Origin of the sequence: Methanobrevibacter sp. YE315 (assembly GCF_001548675.1) — an archaeon.
GTDB lineage: Archaea > Methanobacteriota > Methanobacteria > Methanobacteriales > Methanobacteriaceae > Methanocatella.
The window spans coordinates 299088-324433 of sequence record NZ_CP010834.1 but is presented as its reverse complement, the minus strand read 5'-3'; the positions used below and the strand labels follow the sequence as shown (position 1 = coordinate 324433).

The following is a 25346-nucleotide window of genomic DNA, read 5'->3' as shown; positions in this document are numbered from 1 at the left end:
ATTAGTTAATTTTAATAAATATCTGACAAAGTTTTAACAAAGGACAACCACCCACCACAATCCAAAAACGGGTCAAAATTAGATTATCATTTAATTAAAAATACGAATGAAAATTTTAAATATAATCACATGACCTTAATAATTATCAAACATCCTTTTAATTAAATATAGGTATTAATTAGAAATAATGAAAAAATAATTTGGTAATCTACATGAATTGATATAATTTCTTAAAAAAAAGAAAAAATTAAGAAAAATTATTTCTTAAATCTTCTGATTTGAGTTGATCCGATAGCTAATATGACCAACAGCAATACGAATATTGGGTTACCTGTTGCATGTTTAGTCAAGTCAACAGCATTACCACTGTCCGCATCACTTCCATTCGGACTTGGACTTGGGCTTGGAGAGTCTTTGTTGTGAACTTGAATATCGGTTATTGTCTCATTGGCGTCGTATTTTTTATCACCGGAATATGATACGATAACTTTGTGGTCGCCTTCAGGCAAATCAGGAATGACAAATACCGCTTTACCGTCACTTACTTCTTCGGTGTACTCTTTACCTTCAATATTGATTGTGACTGTGCCGGTTGCATCACTTGGAAGATTTACAACAACTGTAGCGTCATCTCCTTGGTAGATATCGTCGCCAGTAGCTTGAATAGGTGTTGCGACTTTGGTTACTGTGAATTGGGTTGTTGTTGTGCTTGGCAAGTATTTTCCATCACCTTCATAAGTCACGGTTGCATCGTATTCTCCGCTTGGAAGTTCCGGAATGACAACTTTAGCTTTGCCGTTTACGATTGTTCCGTAGTATCCTACGCCATTAATGTCAACCAATACACGACCGGTTGCATCGCTAGGAACAATGACTGTAATAACCTCATCATTTCCAACACTAATGTTTTTACTGGAAGCTTCCACAGTTGATTCGCATTTGGATACAATGAACTGACCGGTTGTTGAATTTCCAACATAATTCTCATCACCATCATACATGACAGCAACAGTCTTATTACCCGCCTCTAATCCATCAACATTAAATACAGCCTTACCACCTTCAATTTCAGCAGTATAAGACTTACCATTGATTTCAATAGTTACAGTACCAGTAGCACCATCAGGAAGAGTTACGGTAACAACAGCAGTATCACCAACATTAATATCATCCACCTCAACACTAATCGGAGTATCATATTTCGGAATTGTTACTTTTGAGTCTTCCACTTGTGGCTCATGAGAACCGTCACCGGAGTAGATAACTTCAATGTCATGAGTTCCAGGAGTCTCGTTAGTCAAATCAATAACAGCCCTGCCGTTTTCAACAGGAGCGGTGTAAGTATTATTTCCAACATTAATGGTCACATTACCGGTAGCGCCGCATGGCAGATCCACAACGACTGTTCCGTTGCCTAAATCAGTGACATCCATATTTGTAGCTTTTCTTAATACTTTGAATGTTGTTTCATTAGTGCTTGGCAAGTATTTGTCATCACCATTGTATCTTGCACTTACAACGTATTCTCCTTTAGGCAATCCAGAAATAACTAATTTACCATTGCCTCCGCTTACGGCAACTGAATATTTATCACCAGCAGAACTGCTTAATGAACCATCATCTAAATTAAAGTTATAAGCTTCACCATCTATGAGAATAGTTACGGTTCCGGTTGCATCAGAAGGAACTGAAAGGGTAATAACCTCATTATCGCCAACATAAATGTCTTCTGCTTCTGGAATGACAAATGATTCTACTTTATCTACTTTGAAGGTAGTGCTGTTTGAGCTTGGCAAGTATTTATCATCACCAGGGTATGTTACAGTTACATTGTAAACACCGCTAGGTATACGAGGAATTTGCGCTGTACCTGTACCGTTGGTTACGTTTACATAGTATCCCACACCATCAATGTCAATCAATACTTGACCTGTAGCATCTTTTGGAACGGTTACTGTTACAGTCACATTATCTCCAACATTGCTGTCATCTATTGTAGCTGACACTTCAGATTCACATTTGGATACAGTGAAGTTAGCAGTTGTGTGGTTTGCGAGATATTTATCATCACCAGGATATTCAATAGCTATGGTTTTAGTTCCGTCAGTTAAAGCAGGAACTTCAAATACAGCTTTGCCGCCTTTAATCTCTTCAGTGTATTTCACACCATCAACTTCAATAGTCACATTACCAGTAGCATCTTCAGGAACATTAACTGTAATTACTGCGGTGTCTCCGACTTTGCAATCATCCACATCAACGGAAATTGGAGTTTCAACTTTAGGAATTGTTGCAGTTGAAGTGGTATTTGTACCTGTGTGGTTTTCGTCACCGGAGTAAATCACTTCAATGTCATGAGTTCCAGGAGTCTCATTATCCAATGTAATTGTAGCAACACCGTTTTCAACGGTAGCATTGTAAGTATTATTTCCAACTTTGATTGTTACATTTCCTGTAGCATTGTCAGGAACAACAACGACAACAGTGCCGTTACCTTGATCAATCACAATAAGCTCATCAGTTGGAGCTTTAGATACCTCTAAAATAGTAGAGCTGTTGCTTGGTGCATATTTATCATCGCCACTATAAATCACATCAACAGTATGATTGCCAGCTTCAAGGCCAGGAACAACTACGATAGCCTTACCGCCAGACACATTTGCCACATACGGTTTGCCATCAATTGTAACTGTTACATTACCTGTAGCATCACTTGGAACAGTCACTTCAATAACCGCATTATCACCATAAGTAATGTTATCAACTTTAACAGATACATCTGAAGGAAGATTACTAACATCAACAGAATCGGACACTACATCAGATTCCGTGTATTTGTCATCACCAGGATATCTGGCCTCAACATCATGACTTCCACCAGTTAAATTAAAGAGCACTAAACGTCCTTTACCATCAGTGACATTTACATAGTATCCTACACCATCCACATCAATAAGTACAGTTTTTGTTGCATCTTCAGGCACTTCAACATCAATAGTTAGAGTATCGCCATCTAAAGTTGGATTAACTTTGATTTCAGGAGTTACTTTGGATACAGTGAAGTTAGCGGTTGTGTGGTTTCCAAGATATGTGTCATCACCAGGATAGTCAACAGCAATAGTTTTATTTCCAGCAGTCAAGTTATCAATTTCAAATACTGCTTTACCGTTTTTAATCTCTTCAGTGTATTTTACACCATCAATTTCAATGGTTACATTACTTGTAGCGTTTTCAGGAACATTAACAGTGATTACTGCAGTATCACCAACTTTTATGTCATCCACATCAATAGACATTGGGGTTTCAACTTTAGGAATTGTTGCAGTTGAAGTGGTATTTGTACCTGTGTGGTTTTCGTCACCGGAGTAAATCACTTCAATGTCATGAGTTCCAGGAGTCTCATTATCCAATGTAATTGTAGCAACACCGTTTTCAACGGTAGCATTGTAAGTATTATTTCCAACTTTGATTGTTACATTTCCTGTAGCATTGTCAGGAACAACAACGACAACAGTGCCGTTACCTTGATCAATCACAATAAGCTCATCAGTTGGAGCTTTAGATACCTCTAAAATAGTAGAGCTGTTGCTTGGTGCATATTTATCATCACCATTATAAGTTACATCAACAGTATGATTGCCAGCTTCAAGGCCAGGAACAACTACAACAGCTTTTCCACCGGATACATTTGCATCATATGGTTTACCGTCAATTAAAACAGTTACATTACCTGTAGCATCCTCCGGAACAGTCACTTCAACGACTGCCACCTCACCATAAGTAATGTTATCAACTTTAACAGTGACATTTGAAGGAAGACCTCTGACTTCAACAGAATCATACACAACATCAGATTCAGTGTATTTATCGTCTCCAGGATATCTAGCATCAATATCATGGTTTCCGCCAGTTAAATTAGTGAGTTTCAATTGTCCTTTACCATCAGTGACATTTACATAGTATCCTACACCATCCACATCAATAAGTACAGTTTTTGTTGCATCTTCAGGCACTTCGACATCTATAGTTAGAGTATCGCCATCTAAAGTTGCATTCATTTTGATTTCAGGAGTTACTTTGGATACAGTGAAGTTAGCGGTTGTGTGGTTTCCTATGTAGTTATCATCGCAAATATAGTCAACAGCTACTGTTTTGTTTCCTGCAGTCAAGTTTTCAATTTCGAATGTTGCTTTGCCATCTTTAATCTCTTCAGTGTATTTTACACCATTAATTTCAATTGTGACATTACCTGTTGCATTGTCAGGAACTGTTACAATAATGTTTTCTTTGTCTCCGACTTTGATGTTCTCAACAGTGACGTCGATTGGAGTTGCAAGTTTAGGAATTGTTGCAGTTGAAGTGGTATTTGCGCCGGTGTGGTTTTTATCACCGGAATAGATTACTTCAATGTCATGAGTTCCAGGAGTCTCATTATCCAATGTAATTGTAGCAACACCGTTTTCAACGGTAGCATTGTAAGTATTATTTCCAACTTTGATTGTTACATTTCCTGTAGCATTGTCAGGAACAACAACGACAACAGTGCCGTTGCCTTGATCTATTACAATAAGGTCATCAGTTTGAAGTTTGGATACTTCAAGCTTAGTGGATGTGCTGTTTGGTGCATACTTCTCATCACCATTATAGGTTACATCAACTGTGTAATTGCCAGCTTCAAGGCCAGGAACAACTACAACAGCTTTTCCACCGGATACGTTTGCATAATATGGTTTACCGTCAATTTCAACAGTTACATTGCCTGTAGCATCCTCTGGAACAGTCACTTCAATGACTGCCACCTCACCATAGGTAATGTTATCGACTTTAGCAGTTATGTTTGAAGGAAGACCGCTGATTTTGAAGGAGTCGGATTTTACGCCAGATTCTGTGTAGTTGTCATCTCCAGGATATCTGACATCAACCTTATAATCTCCGCCAGTTAAATTAGTGAGTCTCAATTGACCTTTACCGCCAGTAAGGTTTACATAGTATCCTACACCATTCACATCAACAAACATTGGTTCTGTTGCATTTTCAGGTGCTGTGACATTTATGATTGCAGTATCGCCATTCAAAGTTACATTTAATCCTATTTCAGGAGTCAATTTAGTTACTTCAAATGTTGCAGAAGTCCAATTATGAGTAAAGAAATCATCACCGCCATAAATTACAACAACAGTATGGTTGCCGCTAGGCAATACAGGAGTTGTGAAGTTAGCAACACCGTTGATAAGTTTTCTGGTATAGTTTTTGCCATCAAGATTAATGGTCACATTACCTGTTGCAGAAGTATTGCTCATTGTAATGTTAATCACTTGAGTTTCACCGACAGGAATGGAAGTCTTGACATCAAGATCAATGGATATATCTAAAGCACTAGGAACCTCCTCTACCATAAATAAACCTGAAGCCAAAGCCTTAGTAAAGTTCTTGTCACCACCATAAACTATGACAAATTCTTGAAGGCCACTGCCTAATATAGGAGTTGTGAAGTTAACAGCACCATTTGTGAGGTTTTCAGTATGCCAAACACCACCAATATAAATGCTAACATTGCCTGTTGCAGTAGTATTGCTCAGTGTAATGTTAATGACTTGGGTTTCACCGGCAGGAATGATAGGCATGACTTCAAAATTAATAGTAGTATTCGCTTTATAGACAGTGAATTTGTCTTCTACTGTTGCCTTATTGAAGTTATTGTTGCCGTTATAAGTAACTTCAACAGAGTATTTGCCGGCAGGTAAATTGTAGACATTCAAAGTAGCATTACCCTCATAGTTGAAAGGTCCTTCATCTCCATACTGTGTTGCTCTTAAGACAATATCACGTTCACCATTCTCTAAAGAAATTGTCTCAGTTATTCCAGTGCCGTTTATCTTAATGGTCACAGTACCCTCAGCATTCACATGCACAATAATGTGTTCAACATCACCGTATACGATGTCTTCAACTTCAACGCTGATTGTCGGATCTGCTTTGAATACAGTGAAATTGGCTTCAGCACTTGTTGAATTGGTATTGCTATCTCCATTGTATATCACTTCAACAGTGTGATTGCCAGCCTCCAAAGAACATGTGAATACGGCTTTGCCATCTGTAATATTGGCGGTTCCATAATCTCCACCATCTATTCTGAAAGTCACATTACCGGTAGCGTCAATAAATGCAATAATTGTCTCATTTTCGCCATAGGTTACGTTTTGAGCAACAACATATATTTTAGCTGTTGCTTTTCCGACAGTGAATGTAGTTGAGTTTTCATTCGGCAGGAATCTGTCATCGCCGTTGTAGGTTACGTTAACTGTTTTATCACCAGCAGTCAGACCCGGAACAATAACACTAATTAGGCCATCAGTTACTCCAACAGTCTTATTATACTCATCGCCAATGACGATAGTCACATTTCCTGTAGCAGTAGTAATTACAGTAATGTTTACGGCCGCAACATCCCCAACAGTTATGTTGTCAACAGTAACTCTTATTGTTGAATGCATTTTGTTGACTTTAATTTCTTGAGTATTGTTGCTTTTTGAAAGGTATTGGTCATCACCAAGGTAAGTTACCTCTACAGGATAGGTTCCATTGAGCAATCCTTTAATTTCAACAGATCCTTTACCTTGAGTTAAGTTGATAGTGTAGTTTTGACCGTCAACTTTTACAACCACTTGTCCGGTTGCATTTTCAGGAAGTGTTACATTGACTTGAGCAACATCTCCAACATTGATGGCATCAGTAACATTAACGATTATATCATAGGAGTCACGTTTGTTTACAGTGAAATTAGCAGTAGTTGAGTTGAATCTGTACTTATCATCACCAGGATATGTAGCAACAACAGTCTTATTACCATAAGTAATGCCAGGTACATAGAATGTTGCATTTCCATTTACAGTGCTGTTAGTGAATTTCATACCATTAATTTCAATGGATACATCTTTAGTTACATCTTCAGGAACTGTAACAACGACTTTAACGGCATCTCCAACATAGATGCTGGTATCGTTGATTACAGTAATTGCAATAGGAGTATCAACTTTACTTACAGCAAATCTGGTTCCAACAGTCTTATTCGCATATTTATCATCACCGAAGTAAGCAGTAACAATGTAAACACCCTCTTTAGGAATGGAGATATTATCTAAAACAGCTTTGCCTCCAGCAATAGTAGCAGTGTAATTAGTTCCATTCAATTCAATGATGACTTTACCAGTAGCATCAGATGGAACATTTACAGTAATATTAGTATTATCACCAACTTTAATATCTGAAGCAGTGATGTTAATTAAGTAATCATCAGTCTGATTAGTAGTAAATTTATAAATGTCATAACCTTTTGTGAAGTTCTTATCACCAGCATAACTAGCATTAACAGTGTAATTGCCATAATCTAAAACATCAGTAATGACCACAGCAATGCCGTTGACCGGTTTTACGCTGTAATCCTTATCAACAGTTACAGTTATGTTATCGGATACTCTAGGATCAACTTTAACAATAATTGTCGCATTATTATCAGCAGTTGAAATCACACTGATAATCTCGACTCCAGGTGAAATTTGTCTAACTTCAAATGCTTTGCTGGTTTCATTCTTATTGTACTTAGCATCTCCAGAGTAATTAGCATAAACTGTGTAGTTATCTGCAGCCAAACCATCAACAATCCAATTTACAGTACCGTTCACAACAGGCAAGGTAATATCTTTAATGCCATCGATTCTGATTGTAATGTAACCAGTAGCATCATCCTCAACAGTGCCAGTGATATTAGCGGATTCACCATAGTTAATGTTTTCAACAGTAATATCTATTGTAGTATTTACTTTAGATACTGTGAAAGTAGTTTTGTTTTCTCCAATTGTGTAGTTGTCAAGCGCATCACCATAATATGTAATGGTTACACTATAGGTTCCATCAGCTAAACCATTGACCGGAATTTCAGCTACTCCGTCTGTAAATTCATTTATACCAACATATATAGGGCGTTCAGTGAAGTTTCCATCTAAGACAACATATCCTGTTGCATTCTTAGGAATGTTGATTGTGATTTTGCCTTCTTGAGCAGTGGTGACGTTTAAGGCAGTTACATTTACTTTAGGAGTTCTTTGACCAACATCAAATTCAACCATTGTTCTGTTTGCAGTGTAATTCTTATCTCCATCATAGAATACCCAAACGACTTTGTGTCCAACAGTTAAATTAGTTAAGTTCAATTGTGCAACACCATCTGTGATTGGTGCAGTATGATTTACTCCATTGATGTTGATTATCACATTTCCGGTAGCATTCTTAGCAAGGGTTACATTGATTGATTCTTTATCCCATACCAAAATATCATGGACATCGACGTCCAATGTAGTATTGGTTTGATAAACACTGAATGAAGCATCTTTAGTAATTGCATTGAAGTTTTCATTACCGTTGTAAGTTGCGGTTACAGGATATTCGCCAACGGCCAAGTTATAGATGTTCCATTTGGCTGTGCCTGTGTAATCTTCAGAATTGGCTGGAGCTTTGAGCACCCAAGTTTGTTCATCGCCAAGTACAATGGTTGTTGTATTTCCGGCAACTGTAATTGTTACGTTGCCTTCTGCATTTCCTTTGGCTTTTACAGTGACAATAACATGTTCAACATCTCCATATGGAATGTCTTGAACGCTTATTTCAAGCTCGACGTCTGCTTTGAATACTGTGAAGTTGGCTTTTGCGGAAGTTGAATTAGTATTGGCATCTCCGTTGTATATTACTTCGACAGTGTAGTTTCCTGCATTCAATCCTTCAATATCATAAATCACTTTGCCATCGACAATGTCAGGTGTGCCTTTAACTTCGCCATCCACCTTAATGGTTACATTGCCGGTAGCGTTTATGAATGCGATTATTGTCTCATTTTCGCCATAGGTAATGTTTTGAACAATAAGGCTGATTTCAGTAGTTGTTCTGCCGACAGTGAAGTTGGTTGAGTTTCCGCTTGGCAGGAATCTGTCATCACCGTTGTAGGTTACATTTACGGTTTTATCTCCAACAGTCAAGCCAGGGACAATGACGCTGATTACGCCATCGATTACACCAACAGTCTTATTGAATTCATCTCCGATAGTGACTGTTACATTACCTGTTGCATTAGTAATTACTGTAATGTTTACGGCCGCAACATCGCCAAGGGTAATGTTTTCAACTGTCACGTTAATGCTTGAAGGAACTTTGTTGACTTTAATTTCCTGAGTATTGTTGCTTCTTGGAAGGTATTGGTCATCTCCAAGGTAAGTTACCTCTACAGGGTAAGTTCCGTTGAGCAATCCTTTAATTTCAACTGACCCTTTACCTTGAGTCAAGTTGATTGTGTAGTTTTGACCGTCGACTTTTACAAGAACTTGTCCAGTAGAATTGGTTGGGAGAGTTACATTGACTTGAGCGACATCTCTAACATTGATAACTTCTGTAACATTGACTTTAACGTCCAATTCGCGTTTGTTGACAGTGAAGTTAGCGGTAGTTGAGTTGAATCTGTATTTGCCATCACCAGGATATGTAGCAACAACAGTCTTATTGCCGAATGTGATTTCAGGTATGTAGAATGTTGCATTACCATTGACAGTGCTGTTAGTGAATTTCATACCATTGATTTCGATGGTTACATCCTTGGTTGCATCTTCAGGAACAGTCACAATCACTTTAACAGTATCATTAACAAGAATACTGGTATCGTTGATTACAGTAATTGCGATAGGAGTGTCAACCTTGCTTACTGCAAATCTGGTTTCAACAGTCTTATTCGCATATTTATCATCACCGAAGTAAGCGGTTACATTGTAAACTCCCTCTTCAAGAGTGGATACATTATTTAATACGGCTTTGCCTCCAGCAATAGTAGCAGTGTAGTTAGTACCGTTCAGTTCAATGATGACTTTGCCGGTAGCATCACTAGGAACATTTACGGTAATATTAGTATTATCGCCAACATGGATATCGCTGGCAGTAATATTGATTAAGTAATCGTCAGTCTGATTAGTAGTGAATTTATAAATGTCATAGCCTTTGGTGAAGTTCTTATCACCAGCATAGCTAGCGTTAACAGTGTAATTGCCATAATCTAATATGTCTGTAGTGATTATTGCAATTCCATTGACAGGTTTTGCGCTATAATCCTTATTATCGACAGTCACAGTGACATTTTCAGATACTCTCGGATCAACTTTAACAATAATGGTTGCATTATTATCAGCAGTTGAAATCACATCAATAATCTCGATTCCAGGTGAAATCTGTCTAACCTCAAATGGTTTAGTGGTTTCATTCTTATTGTACTTAGCATCACCAGAGTAATTAGCAATGACTGTGTAGTTATCAGCAGCCAAACCATCAACAATCCAATTAACAGTACCGTTCACAACAGGCAAGGTAATTTCTTTAATGCCATCAATTCTGATTGTAATGTAGCCTGTAGCATCATCTTTAACAATCACAGTAATATTAGTTTTTTGACCATAGTCAATGCTTTCAACAGCAATACTGATAGTAGTATTGTCTTTTGGAATACCGAATGTAGTGCTGTTTTCACTAGGCAAGTACTGATTATCACCAATGTAAGTCACATTAACAGTGTGAGTAGTATTTCCTAATCCTTTAATAGAAATTGAACCATTACCATTAGTGGTATTTACAGTGTAATCAGTTCCATCAACACTAACAACCACATATCCAACAGCGTTAGCAGGAATAGTCACATTAATAACAACATCATCACCAACAAGACCTGCATCAACAGTAACATTAACTTGTGATTGACGTTTGTTAACAGTAAACTTAGCAGTAGTTGAATTGAATCTGTACTTATCATCACCAGGATAAGTTGCAACAACAGTCTTATTACCGAAAGTAATGCCAGGTACATAGAATGTAGCATTACCGTTTACAGTACTGTTAGTGAATTCCATACCGTCAATCTCAATAGTCACATCTTCAGCCACATCACTAGGAACAGTCACAACCACTTTAACAGTATCGTTAACATAGATGCTAGTTTCGTTAATTATAGTGATATTAATTGAAGGATATGTTTTGTTTACAGTGAACATGCTAGTGAAGTTAATATGTTTAAATTCTGTATCATTTACACTAGCAGTCACAGTGTAAATGCCTTCTTTAAGGTTTAAGCCTGTTATGTTGAATGTGGCTTTATTGCCTGAGAATGAAGTATTTCTGAATTTAGTTCCATTTACCCAAATGACCACATCATCAACATGGTCAGGAACTTCAACAGTGATAATCTCCTCATCACCAACAGTGATATTCATTCCATATACTGTAATTCCGTAAGTATTAACCTTTGAAGGGGTGAACTCTTGTTCAACTCTAGCGTCAGTGAAGTTTTCGTTGCCGCCGTATTCCACAATGATTGTGTAAGGCTTGTATTCATTGAGAACTTGGGTTTTGAATCCTTCATCAACGGAAACGTTAGGATATAGTACTCCATCAACAGTGACATTTACCACTTTTCCATGAATTTCATCATCAATGTAGATTCCTACAGTAGCATTTTCATAAACAGTTCCGCCGACTATAAAGATTAAGCCAGGATTTGCCTTTTTGACTTCGAATGAATTGTTAACTTTATCAGTGTTATTAATGTTATATTTACCGTCACCGGAGTAGTTAGCCCAAACAGTGTAGTTATTAGCTCCTAAGCCAGATACAATCCAGTTAACTTTACCCTCGACAATAGGTAAAGTGATATTTCTTGTATTGTTTACTCTGATTGTAATGTATCCTGTAGCTCCAGGAGTAATTGTTACTGTAATATTTGCAGACTCACCGTAAGTAATGTCACTGACTGAAATAGCCATTGTGGTATTTACTTTAGTCATTTCAAATGAGGTGCTGTTTGTGCTTGGTTCATATTGATCATCACCTAAGTAGGTAACATTGACACTGTAGTTTCCATTACCAAGACCAGGGATTTGAAGTGAACCTTCACCAGCATTATTTAATTTGATTGTGTAGTTTGTACCGTTTACATTTACAGTTACATATCCAGTAGCATTATCATAAGTTTTTACAGTGATTGTAGCATTATTTCCAACATCTGCACCAGTAGCGGTTACATTTATTTGTGAGTTACGTTTAATTACGTTGAATACTGTTGAGTTGAATCCTTCATAATATTTTCCGGTTTCTTTGGATACGACAGTAATTGTGTATTTGCCTTCAAGCAATGGAGTGAATTTACCGTCAGCACCAATTACAGTATCATCAACTTTGATTGTTATTTCACCATCAGTAATGTTGGTAGTTAATTCAATTGTGATTTCATCACCAACATAGACAGTTCCAATTTCAGATATGATTAAAGTAGCATTGGTTTTGAAAGCTTCAAATATTTCAGTTCTTTCAACGCTGTAATGAGTATCATTTTCAGTTGTATTTGCATAAATTGTGTAAATTCCAACTTCAGTTACATTGTATAAGATTTTACCGTCAGTAATTGTTTGTTTTACACCATTAATCCAAACGGTTAAGTTATATCCGTTGGATGAAACAGGAATTTCAACAGTTTGACCAACTTTTACATCACTAGGAACAGTTATTTCAATTACAGGAGTTATCTTATCAAGGACTTTGAAATCATTGCCTGTTTTGTTGGATACTTTGTGAGTTGAATTACCCGGGTAATATGCTTTAACTGTGTAGTTTCCAACAGGCAAGGTAAGGTTCAATACTGCAACACCATTATTAATATTAACAGTGTAGTTATAATTATTGACTTCAATTAATACTTTACCTTTGGTTACATTTACCATTGTTACTGTAATTGTTGTATTTTGACCTACATATACAGTTTCTGGAGTTGCAACAACAGTTAAGTCAGTGGATATTTTATCAACAGTGAAGTTACCGACTGTTCTTGCGGATGTGTAATTCTTATCACCGTTGTAAATAGCTACCACACTATTATTTCCAATGATTAAGTGATCTTTGGTTAATGTTGCATTTCTTCCGGAAGTGAGGTTAATTGTGTATTCTTTACCATTTACATAGAATGTCACATTTCCGGTTGTATTTCCGCTGACAGTGGCAACCACGTCTCCATTGACTTCGGTCAATGTGACTGTAGGAGTTGCTTGAGGGATGTTCGGACGGAATACTTGTGAAATTGCACTATAATTAGCGTCACCTCCATAATTAACTGTTGCCATGTGTGAACCTGCAGAGAGATTGTTTAAGCTTAAGGTTGCTTTGCCATCAACGATAGGAACAACATATGGAATGCCATCGATTTTTATGGTTAAATTCTCACCAGTGAAATCGGAAGGTATGTTTGTAATGTTGATTGTTGAAGTTTCACCGTATGGTCTGTAGTCCACTTCAGTTATGTTAACTTTCCAGGAAGTGTTTGGTTTTACCATGAAGTTTGTACCGTTTTCCTTAGGAGCGAATTTTGAGTCTCCATTATATGTTACGTTTACAACATGTTGGCCACCAGCCAATCCGCTGATGTTTGATAATACCGCTTCACCATTTGTAATGTTTACAGTTCCTACAGGTTTTCCATCGACATAGATTGTCACATTTCCGTTTGCGGATGGATCCACGATTACCCTAACGGTAGCATTCTGTCCGTATTCTATATCATCAGATATTACATGTAATTTATAATCGGTGGTCGGACTAACTGTAAATGAAGTTGTAGTGACATTTGCATTGAAGTCAGTGGTAGTTGGGTAATATGTCACTCTGACATCAGTATATTTTTTAGCGGCCAATCCGGTAATGTTGAATGTGGCAACACCTTCTCCATTGATATATTCAACAGATATTTTACCATCGATATTTATCGCAATGAAACCAGTAGCTCTCGGATCAACACTTACTTTGATTATTTCATCTTCGCCGAATGTAATGTTTGTTGGAGTTACTGTGATTGTAGTATTTAATTTGTCAACATTGAATACATTCATTGCATTTGCTTGAGTATAATTCTCATCACCATTATATGTGGCAAGCACATAATTTTCTCCGATTCTTAATTTGCCAATCAATGTTGCATTTCTTCCTGATGTTAAATCAACTGTATATTCCACATTATTTACACTGAATGTTACGTTACCAGTCACATTACCTGTGACTAAAGCAATTACATCAGTGCCATTTTGTATTAATGTAACTGTAGGAGTTGCTTTAGGAATATCTGGGAAGAATTTTTTAGTTTTATTAATGTAATTTGCATCTCCATCATATGTTACTGACGCACTGTGTTGGCCTGCTGAAAGATTGTTCAATGTCAAAGTAGCAACACCGCCATTTATAGGAACAACATAACTGACATTATCGATTTTTATAGTTACATTGTTTCCTAAAATATCAGAAGGTATGTTTCTAATTGTAAATGTTGAATTTTCACCATATGGTTTGTAGTCTCCAACAATGGTCATGTCCCAAGTGTTATTAGGATTTACCATGAATTTTGTACCGTTTTTGTCTTTAGGTGAATATTTTGAATCACCATTATATGTTACATTTACAACATGTTCTCCACCAACAGGTTTAACCACATTCAATATAGCAATACCATTTACGACAGTTACATTTTCGACAATGTTACCATCAACATAGAATGTCACGTTTCCAGTAGCGTCAGTTGGAACTAAAACCCTAATTGTAGCATTGTTTCCATAGGTAATGTTATCAACTATCACATCAATTACATAATCTGATTTTGGAACAACAACAAATGTGATGTTGGTTGAGTTTCCACTGAACCAGTCGTCACCACCATATTCCACGGTTTTGTTTATGTAATCGCCAGCAGCCAATCCGTAAATTTCAAAGGTTGCTGTACCGTTATGGAGTTCTTCAATGTGCACTTTACCATTAATGGTTAATTTTACATATCCTGTTGCAGTTTCATTTACTGTCACATTAACAACTAAAGGACTTCCGACATCAATAGGAGTTGATACGTTTGCAGTAATGTTTGTATTGTATTTTTTCACTACAAAACTTGTGAAATTCAATTGATAATTGTAGTAACTACCATTAGTGAATGCTATGGAAGCGGCCTGTGTACCTGGCTGAGTTATTATGTCCTTATACTGATCATAATCTAAGTATAGTAAGCTGGAACCGTTTTCATCAAGTTTTATGTAATTGAAAACTTCTTTACCATTGATCCATATGGTTGCATATCCTTCTTTAGTTTTAGTGGCATTGGAAGTTACATTTAATATGATTGTCTGACCATGGAAGATATCGGTAATATTAAGACCAATCCAAATATCATGTAACTGAATGTAGAATGTTTTTGTTACATTTTCTACACCTAAATGAACAGTATCTCCAGCATAACTTGCGGTAGCAGTATATTCACCTGCATTCAGACGTTCAAGGAACTGGGATGCATTACCAACAGTCCATGTGGTGAATGGATTGACGAGTTGTTCATTAACTGTTATATTTACGACATATTCCTTACCATCAACATTAATGGTTACATTTTGACCTTGAATTGTAAAGTTACTTTTTGCTTGAGGAGTTAATTTTGCCCAAACTCCAACTGAATAGTCATCAATGTTAGTAATGATTAATTCCAAATCAACAGGCATTTTTACATTCAATGTTCCATTATAAACTGTGTTCTGCCTTAAATTCACATCTGATGGAGCAAGCTTGAATGAACCTTGATATGTGCAGTTAAGAGTTATACAATTATATGGTAATATGTATGAGTGAGCAACATCATGGTAAACATCATTGGTAGTGTTCAATGAGTCTACAGAAATGATTGTGTTTTCATATTTTGAATCATCATAGATATGAGCCCAGAATGTGAAGTTTTCATTCCAGGTAACATTATAAGTTTCGTTATCCAGCAGTTCAGTGGTTGTTGGAGTCCAAATGGTTCCGTTATTTATTATTATATAATCATAGTTGCTGTCACCTAAAAGATATAGGTTTCCGTCATTCCATACTGCATAGCTTATCAATTGGTTATATCCATCTATTAAATAGTAAAGGTCCCTGTTTGGTTCAGGTCCTGTTATTGTATTATTATTTAAATATACAATGGCATCGTAATTAATCCAAATCGCATCTTTTCCATTGAATGAAGAATTAGCAACAGTAATATTTCCATTTTCAAGGAATAATGAGTCTCCATAATCTTTATAAGCTTCATATCCGTCAAAAGTGTTGTTTATTAAAGTCGCATTACCATTAATATACATTGAACCGCCAGTACCACGTGGGGAAATGGTATTGTTGAATACTGAATTTTTAATGGTAGTGTCGTTGATGCCCACTAAATAGATTGCACCACCGTCTGTGTGAGCTTCGGAATCTTCAACTTTAAGTAAATCAAATGTCAAGCCGGTTGAATTGATCCAAGAGATTGAACCTCCATTTAAGCTTGAATATGATTGATTAAATGTTAAATTGTATAAATTGGAAGCATTAGTATTTATAACTGAGATTACACCACCATTTGAATTGGACCTAATATTTGAGAATTGTGAATTTGATACATTTAGGTCTTTGGAATTCTCCCAGTGTATAGCTCCACCTTCACCATATGCTTTGAGTGTTGAATCAACATATCCTGCACCCATACCATAATCAAAAATACAGTGGTCGATTGTGGCATTATTTGCATTATGACCTGAAATTCCACCACCGCTTGTTAATGCCAATGTGTAAGTGAAGTTTGAATAGGTTATTTTGGCATTGTCACCGTATAAAGCTATTGCTCCACCATCACCTAATGCACGGGAACCTATGAAGGAAGTATTGAATATTGTAAGATTGGTTGAGTTTTGACCAGCATATATTGTACCACCATTTACTGCAAATGAATCTGTGAAAGTAACGTTTTCAATTAAACCGTTAGAACCTCCCCAGTCAATAGCTCCACCTTGACCATTTTTAACGTCAATTACATAGTTGTCTTCAAAGTTGGAGTTATATACAGTACAGTTTGTACTGTCTGCCCTTACATAAATTGCTCCACCTGAGGAAAATGCAGTATTGTTGATGAATGTGTAATTGTTAATGGTAACTCCATCTACACCTAACCAAGCAAGAGCTGCACCTGAAATATCCGCATGGTTTAAAATGAATGTATTGTTTCTACCATATCCTCCGGTAGCATTTTCTTCCCTAGCTAAAGCAGCACCATACTCACCAGCGTGATTTGATATGAATAGGGAATTAGTAAGACCCATCATAGTTGCATTACAGTCTATAGCACCACCGTTTTTTGTAGCACTATTTTCTCTAAAGATAATGTAATTTAAGGTGGAATTGGTTGAAACACCATTTAAGTAGATTCCACCACCATATGCAGCATTGTTTCTTGTGAAATTAAGATATTCGAAAGTTCCTGCGGAAGCAAGCCAGTCAATAGCACCACCGTGATTGCCTGCACGGTTATCTTCAAATACGGAATAACGAATAGTATTGTTGGTACCGTTACCTCCGGCATATACTGCACCACCATCATGTCCTGCAGTGTTTGATTTGAAAATGGTATTGTTGATAGCTAAAGCTTCAGCTTTCAATGCAAGAGCACCACCATCACCAACAGCATAATTTTCAGTGAAGTTGGAATCAAATACGCGAATGTTTTTGGAATTGGAACTCACATAGATCGCACCACCGGTATATGCGCCATTATTTGTGAAGTTAACATAGTCAATTGTTAAATTTTCACCTCTACAATCGATAGCACCACCATTGTGCCATTCAGTCATATTGGTTAAGTGGTTTCCTGTAAATGTACAATTCTCAATTATGTCATTATTACTACCTTCATCAATAAATATAGCTCCACCGCTTCTTTCCGCAGTGTTGTCAATGAAATGATAGTCGATAATATGGATATCTTTCACACCCATCCAGGCAAGACCTGCACCTGAAATTCCTGCATGGTTTCTTAAGAAGGTATTGTTTAGACCATGACCACCGGTAGCGTTGATTTCCCTACATAAAGCACCACCATACTCTCCAGCATAGTTTTCTTCAAATGTTATGTTGTAAATACCTATGTTGGATGCATTACAGTCTATAGCACCACCATTCTTGACAGCTCTATTTGAGCGGAATGTGTCGTTGATGAGAGTAGTATTAGCAGACCTTCCGTTGAAGTAAATACCTCCACCATATTCAGCAGCATTTTCAATGAATTCTGAATCGTGAATTTCGCCAACATATGCAACCCAATAGATAGCTCCACCATAATCGGTAGCGTTGTTTCCTTGGAAAATAGATCTGTGCACATTGTTTTCGGTACCTTCTCCACCAACATACAATGCACTGCCGTTTACAGCAAGGTTGTTATAGAATTCACTGTCATCAATATGTACCGCTGAGGCGTATACCATTAAAGCTCCACCACGTTCAGTAGCGACATTATCTCTCCATATTGTATAATCTATGTTTGCGTTACCTGAACTAGCACCTATGTATACTCCTCCACCTACTCTAGCATGGTTTGCTGTGAAGTTAGTGTTGTTAATTGTTGCATTAGCTCCGAAAATGGTCATTGCTCCACCAGTACCTAAAGCGGCATCGAGTTGTTCAGTGGAATTATAATAGAATTTTGTTACGGTAGGCAATACATCTGCAGTTGTGGCTTTAGAAGGATCACCTGTCCATTCAGTAGTGTACATCATTAGTGTGCCATCCCATGCAGTCCAAGTGAAGTAACCATCACCAGACCAATTGTCTGTTTTATCGGTCACGTAGTTATCTTCAAATCTACAGTCATTAACTGAACAGTTTTGGCTGTCGACACTTACGTAAATAGCTCCACCTGCAACATCAGCAGTGTTGTTGATGAATGTGTAATTTGTAATTGTAATACCGAAAGATCCCATCCATCCTAAAGCTGCACCTGCAACAATAGCATGGTTATTTTTGAAAACATTATTTTTACCGGCACCTGATTTTGCATTAGTTTCCCTACATAATGCTGCACCGAATTGCGCAATGTTGCCATCGAATAATGTGCCTTCAATATACATCATGGATGCGTTACAGTCTATAGCACCACCATCATATTTAGCCTGATTGCGCTCGAATGTACAGTTTATGATTGTACTTTCTTCTGACTCTACACCAAAGTATACTCCACCACCATAATCTGCACAGTTATCTGTAAATCTAGTATCGATAATGGTACCTGAAGAAGCGCCCCAATCAATAGCTCCACCAAGACCATTCATTGCATCTACATCACCTATTGCCTTATTTCCTTCGAAAACAGATGAATATACGTAATTATTAGTACCATTACCACCAACATATACTGCACCACCGTCTTTAGCAGTGTTATTGTAGAAGTTGGATTGGTTTATAGTAACGGCAGATGCTTCAATACTGATTGCACCACCTGTGGTGACCGCAACGTTGTCTATGAAAGTAGATTTGGTAATATTGATATGGCCAGAACCTTCACCTACATAAATTGCACCGCCCTCATATGCATGGTTGTTAGTGAAAACGGAATTATAGACTGTACCTTTCTCAGAATACCATTCAATAGCACCACCATGACCATCACTATTATTATCAACTGCATTGTCAGCAAATATACAATTCAATATTTCACAGTTTAGACTGCCTTCTCCAACATAAAGTGCTCCTCCACTGTAACCTGCATGGTTATTATAGAATTTATATCCGTCAATGGAGATGTGTGTTGCATTTATCCATGCAATTCCCGCACCGGCATATGTGGCATTGTTATCTTCGAAGGTGTTGTTTACACCACGACCGTTAGTAGAGTTGATTTCCCTACATAAAGCTCCACCGGTATGTGCAGAGTTTTCTCTAAATGTATTGTTATATAATTCCATTCTAGAAGCATTACAGTCAATAGCTCCACCATTGGTGACTGCAGTGTTTTGTTCAAATACTGTATTTATAATTTTACAATTTGGAGCGGAAGCATTGAAATAGATTCCTCCACCTATATTTGCATGGTTATCTTCAACATGTGAATCTATCAAAGTACCGTTTGCTCCGGCCCAGTATATGGCTCCTCCAATGTCACCGTCATGATACATTGGATCACCATATTTACCGCTGGCATTACCTCCCACCAATACAACATTTTCAATAGTGACATTTGGGGAAGTTATGTAGAATATTCTTGAATATCCCGCTGCATCAATAAGCCAGCCTTCACCACGAATTGTGAATGGGCGATCAATATGTGTTAAATTGATGCATCTGTCATCCATATTTTCAGTTATTCCCATGATTTCCGGAGTGAAAGTGAAAGTCCTGTTTAAAACAAGTTCACTGTCACCACGTTCAAGAGCATCCTCGATTAATTTTTGAAGGAGCTTGAACTCACCCATAACTTCACCGTGAGCTTTTGCTGTTGTAGAATTTTCTTTATACATATGAGCCAAGTCTTCAAATGAAGCAGTGATGTTATATGTTTGATTAATTATAAGATTACTGAAAGCTACATACAACATTCCATCCCTATAATGAGTATCATAGTTGGATGCATTAACAATTACAGAACTGATTAATTCATGAGTGGTTGCATTGGTTAAATTAACAACAAACCTAAGTTTATTAGTTCTCCAGTCTCTAGGACTATCCAGATAAACAGCAATGAATGGAGATTCCCTATCAGAGATAACTCTAAGGAGTAACTCATAATCCTCATTATCTTCAAATAATGATTTGGAAATAATTTCAACATTTGTACCGTTTGTTTTGACTGTGGTTCTGCCACCCTCTACTGGAATACCTATTCCGTCAAAGTTATTATAATCTCTGTAGTTATTAATTCCATTATTGGTGACGTATAAGACAGCACCACCATTATAAACAGCAAGGTTTTTGAGGAAAGTACAATTTATAATTTTAAGACCGCTATTTATAGTAGTTGTACCTCCATAATAAACAGCACCACCATTGCTGGCATATGAATTTGTAAATGTTGAATCTTGAATTTTTGCTCCTGTTACGCCTTCTGTGACATAAACAGCACCACCCTCTCCATCAGCAGTGTTTGCATCGAACATACAATTGTTAATGAATTGGACATTGGCAACATATATAGCACCACCTGATGCGACAGCACTATTATTGGTGAAATTACAATCATGAATATTCCAATTATCAATACCTTTGGCTCCTGAATATATTGCACCACCATGGGAAGCATTATTTCCTATGAAATCTGAGTAAGCTATATCAACATTAGCAGAAGTACTATAAGGAGTGTAAATAGCACCACCATCATTAACAGCAGTATTATAAGTGAAATTATTATTTGAAATTTTTATATTTCCTGCATTATTTGAATAAATAGCACCACCACTGTTTGCAGAGTTGCCTGAGAAATTACTATTTATAACAGAAGTAGGAGTTTGTGCACCAGAACCACCAGTAGGGATATATATAGCACCACCTAGATCTGCAGAGTTATTAATAAAGGACATGCCATCAATTGTAACACTACTTCTACTCCAGTATAATCCACCACCTAAAATTGCGGAGTTATTTATGAAAGTTAAATTAGTATATGGCATATCAGCACTATTAGAAATATACAGGCCTCCACCTCTATTTGTAGCCTCACAATTTACAAATGTGATATTATTCGCAGTAAACTTAACCCTAGTCCAGATACCTCCACCTTGGCCACAATCTTGACCACCAAAGGTAGCTTTATCGCCATCAAAAGTAGCATTGGTTATAGTGAGATCATTAACAGAATTGATGCAAACTCCTCCACCAAAGTTTGCAGTATTGTTTATGAATGAGGAATTTATGAATGACATTATTGTAGCACTTTTTATTAAAATTGCTCCACCACCAAGGTCATTATCATTAGTTATTTTATCACTATAAGCAGTATTATTTATGAATGTATTGTTGATTAAATGAATTCCTATAGTTCCACCGTTTTGCAAGTATAATGCACCCGCTTCCTTTTGAGACCAGCAATTTTGGAATACGCTGTTACTAATAGTTAAATTTTCACCAGGCCTTGCATACATTACCCCTCCTTGTATCCAAGTCTTAGGATTCAGATAATCAGAAGACATAACATAATTACCATCGAAAAGACATCCGTCAATGAAGATATGGGAACTTTTATCCCATAAAATAGCTCCACCGTCAGCTTTAGTCCTAGACTGCACTGAATTATTGAAGAACTTAGAATCTTTTATACCACAATATGACCCCCCTTCTGAAAAGTAGATAGCACCTCCACCTTTAGTAGTTGCACTGGACTCTGCAATAGCAGTGTTATTATCAAAAATGCAACCGGTTACATAATTGTATTTGGATCCAAGCCAGAAGAGAGCACCACCATCACCTCTAGCAAGATTGTTTGTAAAGTTGGAATCGGTAACATTAGAATCTGTACCTGTAGAATAGTAAGCACCACCCTGAAGGTAGGAATAACCATTATCCAATGAGGAGTTAATAACATTACAGTATTGGCCTTGCAGGTAAAGGATACCACCTTGATAAGCAGATGCCTTAGTGAAATTGGAACCTTCAATAGTAGCATAATTACCAATAATATATATTGCACCACCCTTATTGTCTGTAACGAAACTGGATGTGGTTTTTGCATTGGTGCCGTTGAATGATGAATTGATGACGGATGCATGTTGACCGTCAATGTATACCGCACCACCTGTTACAGCATAACTGTTAGTGATTGTGGAATTAATAATTGATGCATCATAACCTTGTAGATAAATAACTCCACCGTTTCTTGCAGTAGTCTGATCGAATGTGGAATTTATAATGTTGGTGTCGTGACCTTCAATATATATTGCACCTCCACCGTGAGCATAATTATTTTCTTTAGTATGAGTAACATTAGAATTACTGAATGTAGAATCGGTAATGTTAATATAATCACCTGAAGCGTAGATAGAACCACCATCTACAATTGCAGTGTTCTTATCAAATTTGGATTTTTCAACAACAGTATAATCACCGACAAGGTTGATTGCACCACCGCTAGCGTGAGCGCCATCCAAACCTAGAGCTTTATTGTTTGTGAAAGTGGAATTGTAAATCAAACCTCTTGCACCTTCCCAGAGGATTGCACCACCATCATCTCCAGCAGTGTTATCTGTGAAAGTGGAATTATATACTTTACAGTCTAAACCTTCAACATAAATTGCTCCACCATCTTCAGGCACGGTACATCTTAAAAATGTACAGTTATCAATTACAGTGCCGTTACCTATCACTTTTATTGCACCCGCCTGGTTAGGTGAAGAACAGTCAATAAATTCGGAGTGTGAAATAGTTGTATTTTGACCTGTCACGAATAGTGCACCACCATCGGTTTCTCCGAGTTTACCGCCCGGATTATAGAACACTTTTCCTAATATAAATTTGGATTCGGTGACTGTAATGTTGTCTCCAGTAAGACAGATTGTACCTCCTTTTGAAGTGGATCGTGTATTATCTGAAGGATCTATATGTGCTAAACCAGTACAGTTGTAACATGTTATGTTTTTAATAACACCTGAATAACCTTCCCAGTTGATTGCACCACCATCGTCTCCAGTGGAATCATTGTTGAATATTGAATCCGCAACAGTGAATATGTGTGAATTTTTTGCAATGTTGACTGCACCACCGTCACCTTCAGCAAAGTTATTATTGAATTCAGAACTTTGGATTGCGCAGTTGTATGAACCTACATCAAATGCAATAGCACCACCATTCATACCAGCATAGTTATTTGTGAATATAGAATTAGTAAATATAGTATTGGAACAATTGGTTAATACACCTTCTCTTACACTACCCTGTAGATATACTGCACCACCACGACCACCTGATTTAGTAGCAGCATTAAACATAGCTTTGTTGTCATCGAACCTACAATCATCTACAATACCATCAGAACCGGTCCACATTATAGCACCACCATAACCACCATAGGTCATATCACCAAAACTGTCTTCAGCTTCCTTAATACCTTTAGCAGTATTATTGGTAAAGGTGGATGATCTAACAGCACCGACTATACCTGACCAGAATACGGCTCCACCAGACCTATTAGCAACATTATCCTTAAATACAGAATTATTAATTAAACCATATCTAGCACCACGATACCAATCAATAGCACCACCATTAACACCAGCTTCATTACTAATAAATGTACAACCATCAAACCTAGTATTATTACAGATACCTTCACTACTACCTTGCAAGTAAACAGCACCACCATGATTAATAGCAGAGTTATCTTTAAATATACAATCAGATACGCTACCATCAGAACCTACCCACATGATAGCTCCACCATTACCACCATAGGTTAAATTACCATATGAGTCCTCAGACTCAATATTACCTAAAGCCTTATTGTTGGTGAAGACGGAATGTTCAATAATACCATTTTGACCAAACCAGTATATTGCACCACCACTGCGGTTAGCGACATTGCCAATAAATTCTGAATTAGTGACTTTACCATTATGAGCACCTTGAGCCCAGTGGATAGCACCACCATTGATTGCTGCAGTATTGTTGATAAAGTTACAATTGTCTACATTTAATATGCCTTGGGAAGTAATGGCCCCTCCATTACCATCACTATTTCCGTTGATAAATGTAATTCCTTGTAGTGTAACATTAGCTCCGCTAGCAATATTGAATACTCTTGCCTTATGGCTAGCATCAATTACAATGTTATTACCTTTAATGGTTATTGTTCCAGAAAGTGGTATACCGTCTTTAAGTGCGCTGTCTGAATCAACATAAGTATAATTCCTTGTCAATACAACAGTTCCTGTTGCGGAAATATCATTCTTCAAGTCTGTAAATGATCCTTCATCAGCGCCCAATAAATCATTCGATTCGGGAGTTGCTTGAATTGAAAGACCATTACTTTGTGTTAAAACATCTGCATCAGATGTCAATGTAACATTTAAATCAATGTCAGCAGATGAGACTGCCTGCATTGAGAAAATGAAACATATTATTAAACATAAAATTAATATCTTTTTATTCTTCATTTTGCATCCTCCCTCCACTTTTAAATTTAGATTTCATAAAGAAATCATGGAGAGTTTATAGTAATTTCTATATTAGTTCTTACTAATATAAACGTTTTACTTTTTGGATTTGTATTAAAAATATTAATATAAAATAAATTATATTTTAAACAATAAACATTAAATTGAATTATATTTTGAATAACATAACCTATTTAACAAAAAATCATTTAAAATTTAAAGACTTAGGTTAAACTAAACAAAATCTATGCAAAACATAGCAGATTATCAAATTACACTTAATTTTAAACAAAATGTTAAAAAAACATGGAAAATTATAAAAATATT

General features: G+C 36.8%; 1 protein-coding gene. It reads right to left on the bottom strand.

The window, feature by feature from the left end; all coding sequences use genetic code 11:
* Nucleotides 1–257: 257 nt before the first annotated feature.
* Nucleotides 258–25019 (bottom strand): Ig-like domain-containing protein, encoded by a 24762-nt coding sequence (locus TL18_RS10895; RefSeq protein ID WP_067040237.1) that lies wholly within the window; start codon nt 25017–25019, stop codon nt 258–260.
* Nucleotides 25020–25346 lie beyond the last annotated feature (327 nt).

Bases quoted from the DNA above. Each gene is read 5' to 3' on its own strand.
- TL18_RS10895 (WP_067040237.1), bottom strand. From the start codon at position 25,019: ATGAAGAATAAAAAGATATTAATTTTATGTTTAATAATATGTTTCATT.